The organism is Phyllobacterium sp. CCNWLW109 (genome assembly GCF_037203905.1).
Classification (GTDB): domain Bacteria; phylum Pseudomonadota; class Alphaproteobacteria; order Rhizobiales; family Rhizobiaceae; genus Phyllobacterium; species Phyllobacterium ifriqiyense.
Window position 1 is genome coordinate 955,614 of record NZ_JBBCBK010000003.1, and the last position, 14,196, is coordinate 969,809.

The 14,196-nt window shown below is 54.3% G+C and carries 13 protein-coding genes; 2 read left to right on the plus strand and 11 right to left on the minus strand.

Annotation, left to right across the window (positions count from 1 at the left end; translation table 11 throughout):
* Positions 1-164: 164 nt before the first annotated feature.
* Positions 165-701, plus strand: coding sequence for a hypoxanthine phosphoribosyltransferase (gene hpt / locus V9K92_RS15220; protein WP_115055499.1), 537 nt, complete (start codon positions 165-167; stop codon positions 699-701).
* Between the two features lie 18 nt (positions 702-719).
* Here hpt and V9K92_RS15225 read toward each other — a convergent pair whose 3' ends face one another.
* From V9K92_RS15225 to argH, 4 genes are all read right to left on the minus strand, one after another.
* The gene (locus V9K92_RS15225; RefSeq protein WP_337354350.1) at positions 720-3,266 is read right to left on the minus strand and encodes a TIGR02302 family protein; all 2,547 of its coding nucleotides are present in this window, start codon (positions 3,264-3,266) and stop codon (positions 720-722) included.
* Positions 3,267-3,384: 118 nt separating this feature from the next.
* Positions 3,385-4,650: a diaminopimelate decarboxylase gene (gene lysA / locus V9K92_RS15230; RefSeq protein WP_337354351.1), complete on the minus strand. Its 1,266-nt coding sequence runs from the start codon at positions 4,648-4,650 to the stop codon at positions 3,385-3,387.
* 12 nt (positions 4,651-4,662) lie between these two features.
* Positions 4,663-4,848 (minus strand): LPS translocon maturation chaperone LptM, encoded by a 186-nt coding sequence (gene lptM, locus V9K92_RS15235; protein ID WP_122086912.1) that lies wholly within the window; start codon positions 4,846-4,848, stop codon positions 4,663-4,665.
* Positions 4,849-4,979: 131 nt separating this feature from the next.
* Entirely contained in the window at positions 4,980-6,380 is a 1,401-nt protein-coding gene (gene argH / locus V9K92_RS15240) for an argininosuccinate lyase (protein WP_337354352.1), read from the minus strand.
* A gap of 36 nt (positions 6,381-6,416) precedes the next feature.
* Here argH and tlpA point away from each other — a divergent pair, with 36 nt between their 5' ends.
* Positions 6,417-7,088 carry a thiol:disulfide interchange protein TlpA gene (gene tlpA / locus V9K92_RS15245; protein WP_337354353.1) on the plus strand — a complete coding sequence of 224 codons (672 nt, stop codon included), beginning with the start codon at positions 6,417-6,419 and terminating at the stop codon, positions 7,086-7,088.
* Between the two features lie 242 nt (positions 7,089-7,330).
* Here the strand turns inward: tlpA and V9K92_RS15250 are convergent, their stop codons facing one another.
* The 7 genes from V9K92_RS15250 to V9K92_RS15280 all read right to left on the minus strand — a co-directional run bounded on the left by V9K92_RS15250 (position 7,331) and on the right by V9K92_RS15280 (position 14,166).
* Positions 7,331-9,235, minus strand: a complete 1,905-nt coding sequence (locus V9K92_RS15250) for a DEAD/DEAH box helicase (RefSeq protein WP_337354354.1) — start codon at positions 9,233-9,235, stop codon at positions 7,331-7,333.
* A 150-nt stretch (positions 9,236-9,385) separates the two neighbouring features.
* The gene (locus V9K92_RS15255) at positions 9,386-9,862 is read right to left on the minus strand and encodes a YaiI/YqxD family protein (RefSeq protein ID WP_307280341.1); all 477 of its coding nucleotides are present in this window, start codon (positions 9,860-9,862) and stop codon (positions 9,386-9,388) included.
* Between the two features lie 2 nt (positions 9,863-9,864).
* The gene (locus V9K92_RS15260) at positions 9,865-10,488 is read right to left on the minus strand and encodes an exopolysaccharide biosynthesis protein (RefSeq protein WP_115055483.1); all 624 of its coding nucleotides are present in this window, start codon (positions 10,486-10,488) and stop codon (positions 9,865-9,867) included.
* A 23-nt stretch (positions 10,489-10,511) separates the two neighbouring features.
* Entirely contained in the window at positions 10,512-11,393 is an 882-nt protein-coding gene (locus V9K92_RS15265; protein WP_115055577.1) for a 3-hydroxybutyryl-CoA dehydrogenase, read from the minus strand.
* Between the two features lie 115 nt (positions 11,394-11,508).
* Positions 11,509-12,438, minus strand: coding sequence for an FAD-binding protein (locus V9K92_RS15270; RefSeq protein WP_115055481.1), 930 nt, complete (start codon positions 12,436-12,438; stop codon positions 11,509-11,511).
* 22 nt (positions 12,439-12,460) lie between these two features.
* A complete protein-coding gene (locus tag V9K92_RS15275; protein WP_307280332.1) occupies positions 12,461-13,210 on the minus strand; it encodes an electron transfer flavoprotein subunit beta/FixA family protein in 750 nt (249 codons plus the stop codon).
* 194 nt (positions 13,211-13,404) lie between these two features.
* The gene (locus tag V9K92_RS15280) at positions 13,405-14,166 is read right to left on the minus strand and encodes a rhomboid family intramembrane serine protease (RefSeq protein WP_337354355.1); all 762 of its coding nucleotides are present in this window, start codon (positions 14,164-14,166) and stop codon (positions 13,405-13,407) included.
* Between the last annotated feature and the right edge of the window lie 30 nt (positions 14,167-14,196).

Genomic DNA, 14,196 nt, shown 5'->3' on the forward strand with positions numbered 1-14,196 from the left:
TTGCGCGAGCCGATTTGACCACCCCAACAAACATGAACCAGCATGACTGGAAACATGAATTTTATACGGCAGCGCCGGTTTTTGCATTTTGGCTGATGATCAGGCTATAGGTGCGGGAGCTATATGAAGAAATTCGGTCTGAAAACGCGCCACAGGAAACTTGCATGCCAAAAGTCGGGACTAAAAATATTGATGTTCTTTTCAGTGCCGAGACAATTGCCGCGCGCAATCTAGAACTTGCCAAAGCAATCGTGGCGCGAGGTTTTGAAAACCTGCTTGTTATCTCGATTCTCAAGGGCTCGTTTATTTTTGCCGCCGATCTGATCCGCGCCATGCATGATGCCGGTGCAGAACCGGATGTGGAGTTCATCACTGTCTCCAGTTATGGCAAGGGCACGGAAAGCACTGAAGTGCGACTTATGCGCGATATTGACAGCGATGTGCATGGCCGTGACGTACTTTTGATCGATGATATTCTTGAATCAGGACGCACATTGAAGTTTACGCGCCAGCTCATGCTCGAACGCGGTGCGCGCAATGTCTATATTGCCGTGCTGCTGGACAAAAGCGTCAAGCGCAAGACCGAAATAGAGGCTGATTTCAAAGGATTCGAATGCCCGGACTATTTCGTTGTCGGTTACGGCATGGATGTCGGCCATTCATTCCGGCAACTGCCTTATGTCGGTGTGGTTCGCGATTAAAGCCCAACATTTTTCTGATCAATTGAACTTGAGCAGGCGCTCCAAATAATCCTTTTCCATTTGCGGGCTGAGCGAATTACCGAGCCGCTTGCGGATGGCGTCGAGAATTTCACGCGCGCGCTGAATATCGATCTCGCCGGGGACTTTGGTATTGGTGCCATCATCGGGCCCGCCGTCGCGCTGCGGGCGGCCGAGAGGATCGCGCCCCCCGGTTTGCCGTTGATCGCCTTGCCCGGTTTGTCCCTCTTGCCCCATGGCCTCCTGCATCTGTTTCATCATGTCCTGACCACCACGACGCAGCGCATCCAGCGCATCGCTTTGCTGGCCGAGTGCCTGATCGCCATCGGCTTGACCGAGTGATTTGCCAGCTTCACCCATTGATTTGCCTGCCTGGCCAAATCCTTCACCGGGCTTGATACCCATGCCTTCCAGATCTTTCATCAACTGGCCGAGTTCGGATTGGAGCTTGCCTTGGCCTTGCTGAAGATCGCGCAGGGCCTTGGCAATATCCTCTTCGGACATTTGTCCTTGCTCACCCTGTTCGCCTTGCTGCTCCTCGCCAAAGTCCTGCTGCATGCCCTGTTGGCGCTGCTGTTCCAGCCGGTGGGTCTGGTTCATCATGTCCTGTTGACGGCGCATCAGCTCACCGAGCTTGTCCATTTGCTGTTTCATCTGTCCCTGCTGGCCTTGTTGAGCCTGTTGCTGCTGGCCCATCTGCAGGTTGTTCATCATGTTTTCGAGCTCGGACAATAATTGCTGTGCCTGATCCTTCGAGCCCTGCTTGGCAAGCTCTTCAATCTGGTTCAGCATTTTATCGATATCCTCCTGCCGTAGCTGTTTGGCATTTGGATTTTGCGCCATGTTCGGGTTTTTCTGAGCTTTCTGCGCAAATTCACGCAGAAATTCCTTCATGGCATCGCGCAACTCAGCCATGCGCTTTTCGATTTCCTCCTGGCTGGCACCCTGTTCGATGGCATTTTTCAAGGCTTCCTGCGCTTGCCGCAGTCGCCGCTCCGCATCAGACAAGGCACCATCCTCAATGCCGCGGGCGACGTCCCACATATAGCTTACTACCTCGCGCAACTGTTCATCGCTTTTTGCGAGGTCAAGGCGGGAACGAACACTGCGCAACCCAAGATAGTGGGACGAGTTTTTGATTGTCTCTTCCGGCCACATTGTGATTGCGTCCAGCATTTCCAGCACATTGGGCTTGGCATTGGCATTCAGCGCCAGGTTGCGGCGTTGTTCAATCAACGCGCGAGCAAGCGGATTGGCGAATGGTCGCTCGGGCATGACGAAAGTTTTGACTTCGCTGCGGGCTTCCTGCTTTGCGTCGTCGGACGCAATGAGAGTCATGCGGATTTCAGACCCAGACCATGGGTGCTGGGTGAGATCCTTGGTGGTTTTAGTCTCCTTGGCCTGTTCACCGCGACGCGGCAATGCCAACGGCAATTCCGGAGCGGAATAAAGCGGTCGTGCATCCTTTTCGGCAGGCAGTGCCTGTTCGATTTTTGCCTGTGCAGCTATCGCGCCATAATCGTCCTTGATCTCATAAAAGACGTCCATCGTGCCATTGACGGCGCTGGAAGGCTCCTTGGTAAAACGGATTGCGGGCGGCTGGTCTGGAATGATTGTGAAGCCCCAACTGGAGAGGGCAGAGCGGCCATTCACCAGATCAATAGAACTGTTTTGATCAAGTGTGAGTTCAAAATTTCGTGGTGTTGCTTTGCCAGTTGCCGAGTCTTCGATCTTAGGCGTTTCCCTGGCTGCAATCTCTACCGATTTTCCATCAGACAGCTTCTGTGTCAGAGCTTCCGATCCACTGCCACCGATAATGCGGACAACAAGCGTGCTGTTTTGGGGTACTGAAAACTGCGTGTCGGCCGAATTGCTTGCGGTGGTCAGAAATAGCGGAGGGCGACCGGTATAACGCGGAGGGGTAACCCAGGCGTCAATACGAGGCGGTATTGCATTGCTCGCGGCATGACTGAGAAATGCATCGCTGATGCGGCCGCCCAACGGTCCACCGGAAAAGGCAAAAGCAATGACGAGCAGCAGCGCCGCAACGCCGCGCAAAGCCCAAGGGTCGCGTTCAGCAATCCGCGTCTGGGGCAATCCGCTTTGCAGATTGGCAATGCGTGTTGCCATGCGCTTGCGATGCTCGCTCCACAATGCCTGCGCAAAGGGATCAGTGCTGTTGGCTGCAAGCTCTTCTGTCTGCACGGTAATGGGCTGGTGCGCCAGTTCATTGACGTTTTCAAGCCGCTGCGTGATCTCTGACGGGCGAGGTAAGCGGAACTTCAGCAGCAGATAGACGCAAACAGGGATGCTCAGCAGAAAGAGGGCAAGCAAGGCTTGCCTTGCAAGATCCGGCATAAGGCGAAACAGGCCAAACCATGCCACGCTGAGGAAGACTGAAATAACAAGCAAAAGGGGCAGCAAGAGCGGCCAAAGGCGCTCAAGCGCGATCATCAACCATGCGGACAAACGGAGGCGATCGATATTTTTCAGAATATCGAATTTGATGCTGGTCGCTTCCCGTTCTTCCGGGTTGTGATCGGCCATTCTCGCTCCATCTTTCCGGTATCGGCATTACCAGACAAAGCTAACAATACCACTCATCATGGCAAAGGCGAGGCCTTACCCGGCAAAACGCAATCATACTTCTGTGTAGGCGCGAAAATTACAGCCAGTCCGGAATGGAATCGAGGCCGATCAATTCTTCATAACTTGTGCGTGGACGCACCACATGGAACTGATCGCCATTGACCAGAACCTCAGGCACGAGCAGCCGCGTATTATAGGTGCCGGCCTGAACCGCGCCATAGGCGCCCGCTGTGCCAATTGCGATCAAATCACCCGGGGCAGGACGCGGCAGTTCACGATCCAAGCCCAGATAGTCACCTGTTTCGCAAACGGGACCGACAACGTCGCCGCGAATCCGGGGATGATTGGCCGTAGGTTCCTTGATGGGGCGGATAATGTGGAACGCATCGTAAAGCGTGGGCCGGATGAGGTCGTTCATGGCCGCGTCAACAATGATAAAGTTACGCGCATCGCCTTCCTTGACGAAGATTACCTCGCTGACAAGAATCCCAGCATTTCCAACAATAAGTCGGCCCGGTTCGAAGATCGTCTTCAATCCCAGCGGCTTGATATGCTTTTGAACGATCTGCGCGTAGGCATCGGGCAGTGGTGGCGGATTGTTGTCGAAGTGGTACGGAATACCGAGACCACCGCCAAGATCAACATGCTTGATATCATGGCCATCGGCCTTCAGCTGCCCGACCAACTCCGCCAGCAGGCGGAATGCATCGTCGAAAGGCTCAAGATCAGTGATCTGGCTGCCAATATGCATGTCCACGCCAACAACCTTTAGCCCCGGCAGCCTGGCTGCTTGTGCATAGATTGAACTTGCCTTGGCGAGGGGAATGCCGAACTTGTTCTCGGATTTCCCCGTCGAAATCTTCTTATGGGTCTTTGCATCGACATCGGGATTGATGCGCAGCGAAACTGGCGCGATCTTTCCCGCCGCAACGGCACGACTGGAGAGAATGGCAAGCTCTGGCTCGGATTCGACATTGAAACAATGAATGCCGGCGCTCAATGCGAGATCCATTTCGCTGGGCTTCTTGCCGACGCCGGAAAAAACGATTTTCTCGGCTGGAATGCCAGCGGCGAGCGCGCGGCGCAATTCACCTTCAGAAACCACATCGGCGCCAGAACCAAGGCGCGCAAGCGTTTTCAGGACTGCCTGATTGGAATTTGCCTTGAGCGCGTAGCAGACGAGCGTGTCCATGTCGGCAAAAGCTGCCGAAAACACTTTGAAATGACGCTCGATCGTTGCTGTCGAATAACAGTAGAATGGTGTCCCGACAGCCTTGGCGATTTCAGGAATACTGACGCCTTCGGCATGAAGAACGCCGTCTTTATAATCAAAATGATTCACGGAAAATCCAGCTTAGATAAGTGGGTCGAGAATGAAGCGCTTGTCCTGGACGGGCGGAGTTGCAGTTTTCGGCTCACCGGGCATGGACGTAACGGAAGCGGGCGGTGGCTCCAGCGGGCCTTTGCGGCCACAGGCCGATATGGCGCTTACAATCACGATCGACATCAGAATTGTCGATAAGAGGGAACGGCTTGTCATTGTTGATCCTGTCGTCCGAAATGGGTCTGCCATGCTTAGTGCAAGAAAGCCTCATATGGAAGGTGTTCTTCACCTGCACTTACAATGGATGCCGATTATATCTCCCCGCAAAGGGGAGATAAGTTGGTGTTTTACAGTTTCGCAATCCGCTTTTGCCAGAATTTAATCTGTTTGCGCACCTGTTCGGGTGCCGTTCCGCCATAGGATTTGCGGCTGCGCACGGATTTATCCACGGTCAGAAACCCGAAGATGGCGGCAGTGATCCCCGAATGTATCTCCTGCAAATCTTCCAAGGACAATTTTCCAAGGTCGACTTTTTTCTGCTCGGCAAGGGCAACTGCCCGGCCGGTGACATGATGCGCTTCACGAAATGGCAGGCCAAGTTCCCGCACCAGCCAATCGGCCAGGTCGGTGGCCGTTGAATAGCCCGAACCCGCGGCCTTCTTCATTGCGGCGGTGTTGACGGTCATATCACCAACCATGCCAGTCATGGCGGCAAGCGCCAGTTCCAGCGTTTCTGCAGCGTCGAATACGGCTTCCTTGTCTTCCTGCATATCCTTGGAATAGGTCAGAGGCAGGCCTTTCATGACTGTCAGCAGAGCGACGAGCGATCCGGTGATGCGGCCAGTTTTGGCGCGAACCAACTCGGCAGCATCGGGGTTCTTTTTCTGCGGCATGATGGAGGAGCCGGTCGAAAAACTGTCGGACAGTCGAACAAAGCCGAACTGGGAAGTAGACCAAATGACAATTTCTTCAGCCAACCGGGAAAGATGCGTCGCAGTGATCGCAGCTGTTGACAGAAATTCCAGCGCATAATCGCGGTCAGACACGCTATCGAGCGAATTGCGGGTCGGTTCGCGGAAACCCAACGCTTTTGCCGTCATATGCCGGTCAATCGGAAAGCCGGTTCCGGCAAGGGCTGCGGCGCCGAGCGGCGATTCGTTCATACGTTCAATTGCATCTTTGACTCGGCTCAGATCGCGGCCAAACATTTCGACATAGGCCATGCAATGATGACCAAAGGTGACGGGCTGCGCTGTCTGAAGATGGGTGAAACCTGGCATCAGGGTTGCTGAATGTTCTTCGGCGCGCTTCAGAAAAGCCTCGATCAATTTCTTGAGCAGCACCGCAGTCTTTTCAAATTCAGCTTTTACCCAGAGGCGAAAGTCGACAGCGACCTGGTCATTGCGTGAGCGTGCAGTGTGCAGCCGGCCCGCCGATGCGCCGATCAGTTCGGCAAGGCGCGACTCAACATTCATGTGAATGTCTTCAAGTTTGCGTGAGAAAGTGAACTTTCCGCTCTCGATCTCTGACAATATCGTGTTCAGGCCGCTTGTGATCTTGTCGTAATCGTCGCTCGCAATTATGCCGGTTTTCGCAAGCATGGCTGCATGAGCAAGGGAACCTTGAATGTCCTGGGCGTAAAGCTTCTGGTCAAAGCCGATGGAAGCATTGATTTCTTCCATGATCGCGGCAGGACCTGAGGCGAAACGACCGCCCCACATTTCATTGCTATTCTTCTTGTCGGACATGGAAAACGCCTTGAGTGTGAAGCGGAAAGAACGGAAATGACAGACGGCCCACGACAAACGCCACGCAATAGCAACAAAAAGATCATCGCCCTTGCCGCGCTCGCCGGCATCGCCGCCGGTGCGGTTGCGGTATACGTGATGGAGCGGCCATCTGGCAATATTGCCGTCGCCACTAATACGGCCGATCAATGCCCGATGAAGGCTGAGGGCGCAAAGGCGATTGATGCTGCCGCTGTTGGTGCCATTGCCGCCATGCGCGGTGCCGACAAGCCGCAATCCATGTCGAGCTTGTCCTTCACCGGACCGGATGGCAAGCCGGTGCGCATCAGCGATTTCAAGGGCAAGACATTGCTGGTCAATCTGTGGGCGACCTGGTGCGCGCCATGCCGTGAGGAGATGCCTGCACTTGATGCGCTGGAAACAAATAAGGGCAGCGACAAATTTGAGGTCGTCACGATCAATATTGACACGGGTGACGATACGAAACCCAAAGCATTCCTGAGCGAGATCGGCGTCAAGTCGCTCGATCTTTATCGTGATCCATCAATGGGCGTGTTCAACGAGCTTAAGCGGAAAAGTCTGGCCTTTGGGCTCCCGGTTACAATGCTGGTCGATAAGGAAGGCTGCCAGATCGCAGCGATGAACGGCCCGGCAGACTGGTCCAGCGATGACGCTCTGCGATTTGTGGATGCCGCTTTGGGTCTTTAGAAAATAGTATCAGGACCGCTGGATTGGCAAATTCATTATGCGTGCTTCGACAAGCTCAGCATGAGGAAGGTGGAGATTGGCAGGGAACGAGTTCTGACATGTTACGAGACGACGTCGCAGGTAGATGTTGCAACCCACTAACTTCCTCATGCTGAGCTTGTCGAAGCACGCACCAAGCTCATGCAAAATCATTGCATATTCCTTATCTCCCTCGCAAAGAGGGAGATAAGGAAGGCAATTGCTTACTCGCCAGTTGTGGCGGCTTTGCGAGCTTTTTTTGCTTTGTATTTGTCAAAGCCCTGCAATTCACCGGGCTTGCGTTCCTTTGGAAGCTTTTTCGGCTTTTCCGCTGTCCAGCCTTCCGGCTTTGCCTTTGCAGGTTTGGCTGCCCACTCTGTACGTGGATTGGCATCGTTGCCGCGCGGCTTGCGGTTGTCGAATTCGCGCTTCTCACCGAAATTCTTCTTCGGCTTGAAATCGCTGCGCGGAGCAGAACCGCCGGGGCCTTCACTGCGGGTGATATTTACACCCTTTTCGCCGGTACCGAACTGCTTGATGCGTGCAAGGAAAGCATCAGCCTTGCTGGCGGTAATCTCAAAGCGTGTTTCCGTTTCCAGAATTTTGATTGAGCCGACATCGGTCTTGGTGATATCACCGGCCTTGCAGATAAGCGGCAAAAGCCAACGTGGTTCGGCGCGTTGCTTGCGACCAACACTGACGCTGAACCATGCGCCGCTTTCAAAATCGGTAAAGCGATCCGAGCGCGATGTCCGTTCGCCGCGGCCCGGGCGGTCTTCAAAGCTACCCTTGCGGATAGGCTCAAGAACATGGGACGGCGTGTTGGAAAGCTCTTCCGGCGCAGGGCGAGCAGCCATTTGCTGGCGTAAATAAGCAGCAGCAATCTGTTCAGCGGAATGAAGGGCGAGCAATTCGCGTACGAAATCTCCCTCGTCCTCGGTTATGACTTCAGACAGAGAAGGATCATTGAGGATGCGGTCATTGTTGCGCTTGTTGATTGCGTCGGCATCCGGTGGCGGCACCATCGTTGTCGTTAGTTTTGCACCTTGCAAAAGACGCTCGGCAGTGCGGCGACGCGAGGCCGGCACGATCAGAACGCAGATGCCCTTACGACCCGCGCGACCTGTACGGCCACTGCGGTGCAGAAGCGTTTCTGAATTGTTGGGCAGATCGGCATGGATGACGAGATCAAGATTAGGCAGATCAATACCGCGAGCGGCAACGTCGGTGGCAACACAAACACGGGCACGACCATCACGCATGGCCTGCAAGGCATTGGTGCGTTCAGCCTGGCTGAGTTCACCCGACAGGGAAACCACAGAGAAACCACGATTTGACAGGCGGCTGGTCAAATGTTTGACCGCTTCACGGGTTGAACCGAAAATGATCGTGTTCTGTGCATCGTAGAACAGCAACGAATTGATGATCGCGTTTTCACGCTCACGCGGTGCAACCGGCATGATGTGATATTCAATATCCGCATGCTGCTCGCGGTCATTGGTGGCAGAAATACGCAGCGCGTCTTTCTGGAACTGTTTTGCCAGAAGCGCGATAGGTTTCGGCACTGTTGCAGAGAACATCAGTGTGCGGCGATCTTCCGGCGCTTCACCAAGGATGAATTCGAGATCTTCGCGGAAACCGAGATCGAGCATCTCGTCGGCCTCATCCAGAACCACTGCACGCAGTTCTTTCATGTCGAGCGAGCCACGGCTGATATGGTCACGTAGGCGGCCCGGTGTGCCAACAACGATATGCGCGCCTTGCGAAAGGGCGCGGCGCTCCTTGGTCATGTCCATACCGCCAACGCAAGAGGCGATGCGCGCCCCGGTTGGCTCATAAAGCCATTCCAATTCGCGGCGAACCTGCAAAGCCAATTCGCGTGTGGGCGCAATCACCAGTGCATAGGGCGCGCCGATAGAAGTGAAGCGATCTCCATCTTCCAGAAGAGTCGGTGCGATGGCGATGCCGAAGGCAACGGTCTTGCCCGAGCCGGTCTGGGCGGAGACGAGAAGATCTGCTCCTTCGGCTTCAGGAGCGAGAACTGCAGTCTGAACGGGTGTCAGGGTCTCGTAGCCACGGGCTTTCAAAGCACCGGACAGCGCCGGAGCGATAGAATCGAAAATGGTCATAAATGAACTTTCAGTGCTGGTTTTGGGCGTGTTTTTAGCTCGGCGTCAATGGAGCACGAGCGGCACGCATATAGCTTTGTTGCGCTCTCGTAGAGCCTGCGACGCGTTCCGTCAATGCCACGAAACGCATAGCTCCCATCCACTTACCCTTCAGGAGGTGAAGCCCGCACGTTTCAACCGCACAATAGCGAGATCAAGCGCAGAAAGAAAGGAGGAACGATCTTTTGGTGAAAATGGTCGCGGTCCACCCGTGATCTGGCCCGCCGAACGCAGTTCATCCATGAGGTTACGCGTTGCCAGGGTATTGCCGATGGATGCCTCGGTAAACGCCCGGCCCGTTGGGGAAATGGCGTCTGCACCAGCTTTTACGCAGCGGCTTGCAAGTGGAATATCGGCGGTGATGACCACATCGCCCCGGGAGACCCGCTCGGCAATCCAGTCATCGGCGGCGTCAAAACCGTCGCTGACAATGACCCGCTCGATCATCGGATCGCGCGGGATTGCCATCATGGAATTGGACACGACGAAAACCTTGACGCCATATCTTTCCGCAACACGATAAATTTCTGCTTTTACCGGGCAGGCATCTGCATCGACGTAAATGGATATGTTTTTCTGTTCTGTCATTCTCAACCAAAAATATGCAGCGCGGCCAAACCTACAGAGGCGCCGAGCCCGATAGCAATTCCAGCTGCCAGGGCCGCAACAAGAAATCCTGTTCCCAACCATACGCCGTCCTGTTCGCCAAGACCAATTGCCAGCAGGATTATGCTCAATGCCGGTATCTGGTTAATAAGCGGAATCGGCAAAATGACGATCAGGGACATTGAAAGTGCAACGATACTGACGACCCGTTCGACGATAATTTGCGGCAAGAGCCAATAACGCGGACGGGCAAGCCGCTCAAAACGTGTAAGAACGCTTTCCAGTCTGGCGATCCCGGAACGATAGGTTTCTATCCGCATTGATTTGCGCCGCAGAAAGGCCGGAAACCACGGCTTCTCGAAGCCAATCAACATTTGGATGGAAAGCAGAACCAGTGGAATGCCGAATATGGTGGATGAACCCGGCGGTAGTGGAATCAGATTTAATGCGGAAAACAGGATGAGCAAGGCGCCAAAGCTGCGTTCCGACAAGGCGACAAGAATGTCGTCGAAGGAAATTCTGGTCGCGTCTGTGTCCCCAAGCTCAACAAGAATGGTGGATAGCCGCTTTGTTCCGGCAGAATATTCCGCGTCCTGTTGGCTATCCATGGGATAATTTCATGCGGGCATGATCAGCGTGTCGGAACGGGATTTTCCCCGCGATAATCATAAAAGCCGCGACCGGTCTTGCGGCCAAGCCAACCGGCCTCGACATATTTGACGAGAAGCGGGCAGGGTCGATACTTCGAATCCGCCAGACCATCATGCAAGACCTGCATGATCGAAAGGCATGTATCAAGGCCGATGAAATCAGCCAGTTGCAGTGGGCCCATCGGGTGATTTGCGCCGAGCTTCATGGCTGTATCAATGGCATCCACAGAGCCGACACCTTCGTAAAGAACATAGATGGCTTCATTGATCATTGGCAGCAGAATGCGGTTAACGATGAAGGCCGGGAAATCTTCCGAGACAGTCAAGGTCTTGTCGAGGCTGGTAACGAATTCGCGCGCACTTTCGAAGGTGGTGTTCTCGGTCGCGATACCGCGAATGAGTTCAACCAGCTTCATCACCGGCACCGGATTCATGAAGTGAATGCCAATAAACCGTTCCGGGCGATCGGTTGTCGCGGCGAGCCGTGTGATGGAAATCGATGAAGTATTGGTGGCGAGGATCGCCTCCGGATTGAGGTTTGGACAAAGCTGCGCAAAAATCTTGCGCTTGACTGTTTCATCCTCGGTCGCCGCTTCGATGGCAAGATCGACACTGGAAAGATCCTCCATGCGCAGAGCAGGGCGGATATGCGCCATGGCTTTTTCGCGTGCCGCCTCATCGAGTTTGCCGTGCGAGACCTGCCGCGCCATATTGCCATTAACGGTGGCTATAGCCTTTTCCAGCTGTTCGGCAGACTGGTCATGGATCAAAACGTCATAGCCGGCGACGGCACATACATGAGCAATGCCGCTGCCCATTTGCCCCGCTCCGATAATGCCTACAGTCTTGATCGATCCAGCCATGTTGCCATCCGTTTGTTTGTTCAAGCGCAAACTTCCTAGCACCAAAGTAAATGGCCGGGGTAGCTTTCGTCTACCCCGGCCATGCAAATCATTTCAAACTTGCGGCTATATTTTTTTACAGCGCCTTTTCAAGTTCCGGCAGGATAACGAAGAGATCGCCAACGAGGCCGTAATCGGCAACCTGGAAAATCGGTGCTTCTTCGTCCTTGTTTATGGCAACAATGACCTTGGAGTCCTTCATGCCGGCCAGATGCTGGATCGCGCCGGAAATGCCGACGGCGATGTAAAGGTCAGGCGCGACAACCTTGCCTGTTTGTCCAACCTGCCAGTCATTCGGTGCATAGCCCGCATCGACAGCCGCACGCGAAGCGCCAACCGCAGCGCCGAGCTTGTCAGCAACCGGGAGGATCACTTCCTTGAACTTTTCGTTGGAGCCAAGAGCACGTCCGCCGGAAATGATGATCTTCGCCGAGGTCAACTCAGGACGATCGCCACCGGAAAGCTTTGCTTCAACAAAGGTCGAAAGGCCAGGATTGGCAGCCGCCGAAATGGTCTCGACGGAGGCTGATCCGCCTTCGCCAGCAGCGGCAAAGGTTGCCGTGCGAACCGTGATAACCTTCTTGGCATCGGTGGCCTGCACCGTCTGCAAGGCATTGCCCGCATAGATCGGACGCTTGAATGTGTCAGCCGAGATAACTTCGATAATGTCTGACACCTGCATGACATCGAGCAGCGCTGCAACGCGCGGCAAGATGTTTTTGCCGTTGGTGGTGGCAGCGGCGATGATCGTGTCATAGCCGTCGGCAATCGAGACGATCAATGCAGCGGTAGCTTCGGCGAGGCGGTTGGCCAGATCATCGCTATCGGCCAGCAAAACCTTCTTGACGCCCGCAAGCTTGGCAGCCTGATCTGCAACGCCCTTGGCGCCTTTTCCGGCTACCAGCACATGCACATCCGAACCGATGGCGAGCGCTGCGGTCAAAGCCTTGGCTGTCTGGTCGGAAAGGGTTTCGTTATCGTGTTCGGCAAAAAGAAGAATAGCCATGGTGAATTCCTTATCCTTTTCCTTAAAGAACGCCAGCTTCGTTCTTCAGCTTGGAGACAAGCTCCGCAACGTCCTTGACCTTCACACCAGCCTTGCGTCCACCCGGCTCTTCAGTCTTCAGGACCTTGAGGCGCGGCGCAGTGTCAACGCCGTAATCAGCAGCTGACTTCTCATCGAGAGGCTTCTTCTTAGCCTTCATGATATTGGGCAGCGAAGCATAACGCGGCTGGTTCAATCGCAGATCGGTGGTGACGATTGCCGGCAAAGTGACTTCAATGGTCTGCAGGCCGCCATCAACTTCGCGTGTTACCTTGGCCGACTTGTCACCAAGTTCAACCTTGGAGGCGAAGGTGGCCTGGCTCCAGCCGAGCAGCGCTGACAGCATCTGGCCGGTCTGGTTGGCATCGTCATCGATTGCCTGCTTGCCAAGAATAACGAGCTGCGGCTGTTCGGCTTCAACGACGCCCTTCAAAATCTTGGCGACGGCCAGCGGCTCGACAATATCGTCGACCTTGACCAGAATGGCACGGTCCGCACCCATGGCGAGTGCTGTGCGCAAAGTTTCCTGCGCCTGCGCCGGGCCAATCGACACGACGACAACTTCCTCGACCTTGCCGGCTTCCTTCAAACGAAGCGCTTCCTCGACCGCGATTTCGTCGAACGGATTCATCGACATTTTCACATTTGCAAGCTCAACGCCTGAACCGTCACCTTTGACGCGGATCTTGACGTTGTAATCGACTACCCGCTTTACCGGTACGAGGACTTTCATGGGGACTCCCTCTTCAACATTCAAATGACAGCTTTAACTGTCCTATCACAGTACCTGCTTGCCGGATGCCGACATTGAGGTGAAAAAAGCGACACGTTTGTGTCTGAACAGCGCGGGACCGTAAATATGAGTGACGTAAAGGTCAATGCGCGGTATGCGACAATCTGTACTTCAACCGATTGAATGATGTGGGTCTATCTGCCCCATTTCGCAGGCTCGGTTTGCGTGACTGCGATAGTTGGCTCTTTTTCGACCACGACGGCACGCGGAGAGACTATGGCACGGTCAAAAAGCGGAACATTGCGGCGCTTCAAAATGAGAATGAGCAATGCACCTGCTATAATCCCGCCTACATGCGCCGGCCACGATATTTGCTCATCGCCACCCCACAAAAGCATACCGAATTGCAGGGCAACCCAAAGGACGAGTGGATAGATCGCCGGGATGCGCAGCGGAATTCGTCCAAAGGCCAGAACCCATACTTTCACGCGAGGATGGAGTATAAGATAGGCGGCAACAATACCCGCTATGGCACCGGAAGCGCCTATCAATGGTGCTTCTGAATCCGGCAGAATGACGCCATGGAGAAGAGCTCCCGCCGCCGCGCATAAAAGATAGAAGATCAAAAATTTTACGTGGCCGAGAGCGTCTTCAATATTGTCTCCAAATACCCAGAGAAACAGCATATTGCCGCCGAGGTGGAAAATGTCGGCATGGAGAAATGCGTAGGTGATGTAAGTGGCATTTGGCGGCACAATATCATAGGCTGCAGGCAGAGCTGCAAGGTCATGGACAATGGCGGGTATATAGCCAAGTCCAATAATTGTGGCTTCCGCATGATCTCCGGCAATGCTGGTCAGCGCAAAAATGATGACATTCAGCGCTATCAGCGAAAGTGTCACATATTGCAGCTTGATGTATTTTAAGCTGTTGGCGTCATGCAGTGGAATAAACATTGGTGTCTTTCTACCGGATATCGAGAGACG

Excerpts from the sequence above, each read along its gene's own strand:
- tlpA (WP_337354353.1), top strand. The coding sequence starts at position 6,417 with ATGACAGACGGCCCACGACAAACGCCACGCAATAGCAACAAAAAGATC.
- hpt (WP_115055499.1), top strand. The coding sequence starts at position 165 with ATGCCAAAAGTCGGGACTAAAAATATTGATGTTCTTTTCAGTGCCGAG.
- argH (WP_337354352.1), bottom strand. The coding sequence starts at position 6,380 with ATGTCCGACAAGAAGAATAGCAATGAAATGTGGGGCGGTCGTTTCGCC.
- V9K92_RS15275 (WP_307280332.1), bottom strand. The coding sequence starts at position 13,210 with ATGAAAGTCCTCGTACCGGTAAAGCGGGTAGTCGATTACAACGTCAAG.
- V9K92_RS15255 (WP_307280341.1), bottom strand. The coding sequence starts at position 9,862 with ATGACAGAACAGAAAAACATATCCATTTACGTCGATGCAGATGCCTGC.
- V9K92_RS15265 (WP_115055577.1), bottom strand. The coding sequence starts at position 11,393 with ATGGCTGGATCGATCAAGACTGTAGGCATTATCGGAGCGGGGCAAATG.
- V9K92_RS15260 (WP_115055483.1), bottom strand. The coding sequence starts at position 10,488 with ATGGATAGCCAACAGGACGCGGAATATTCTGCCGGAACAAAGCGGCTA.
- V9K92_RS15280 (WP_337354355.1), bottom strand. The coding sequence starts at position 14,166 with ATGTTTATTCCACTGCATGACGCCAACAGCTTAAAATACATCAAGCTG.
- V9K92_RS15270 (WP_115055481.1), bottom strand. The coding sequence starts at position 12,438 with ATGGCTATTCTTCTTTTTGCCGAACACGATAACGAAACCCTTTCCGAC.
- V9K92_RS15225 (WP_337354350.1), bottom strand. The coding sequence starts at position 3,266 with ATGGCCGATCACAACCCGGAAGAACGGGAAGCGACCAGCATCAAATTC.
- V9K92_RS15250 (WP_337354354.1), bottom strand. The coding sequence starts at position 9,235 with ATGACCATTTTCGATTCTATCGCTCCGGCGCTGTCCGGTGCTTTGAAA.
- lptM (WP_122086912.1), bottom strand. The coding sequence starts at position 4,848 with ATGACAAGCCGTTCCCTCTTATCGACAATTCTGATGTCGATCGTGATT.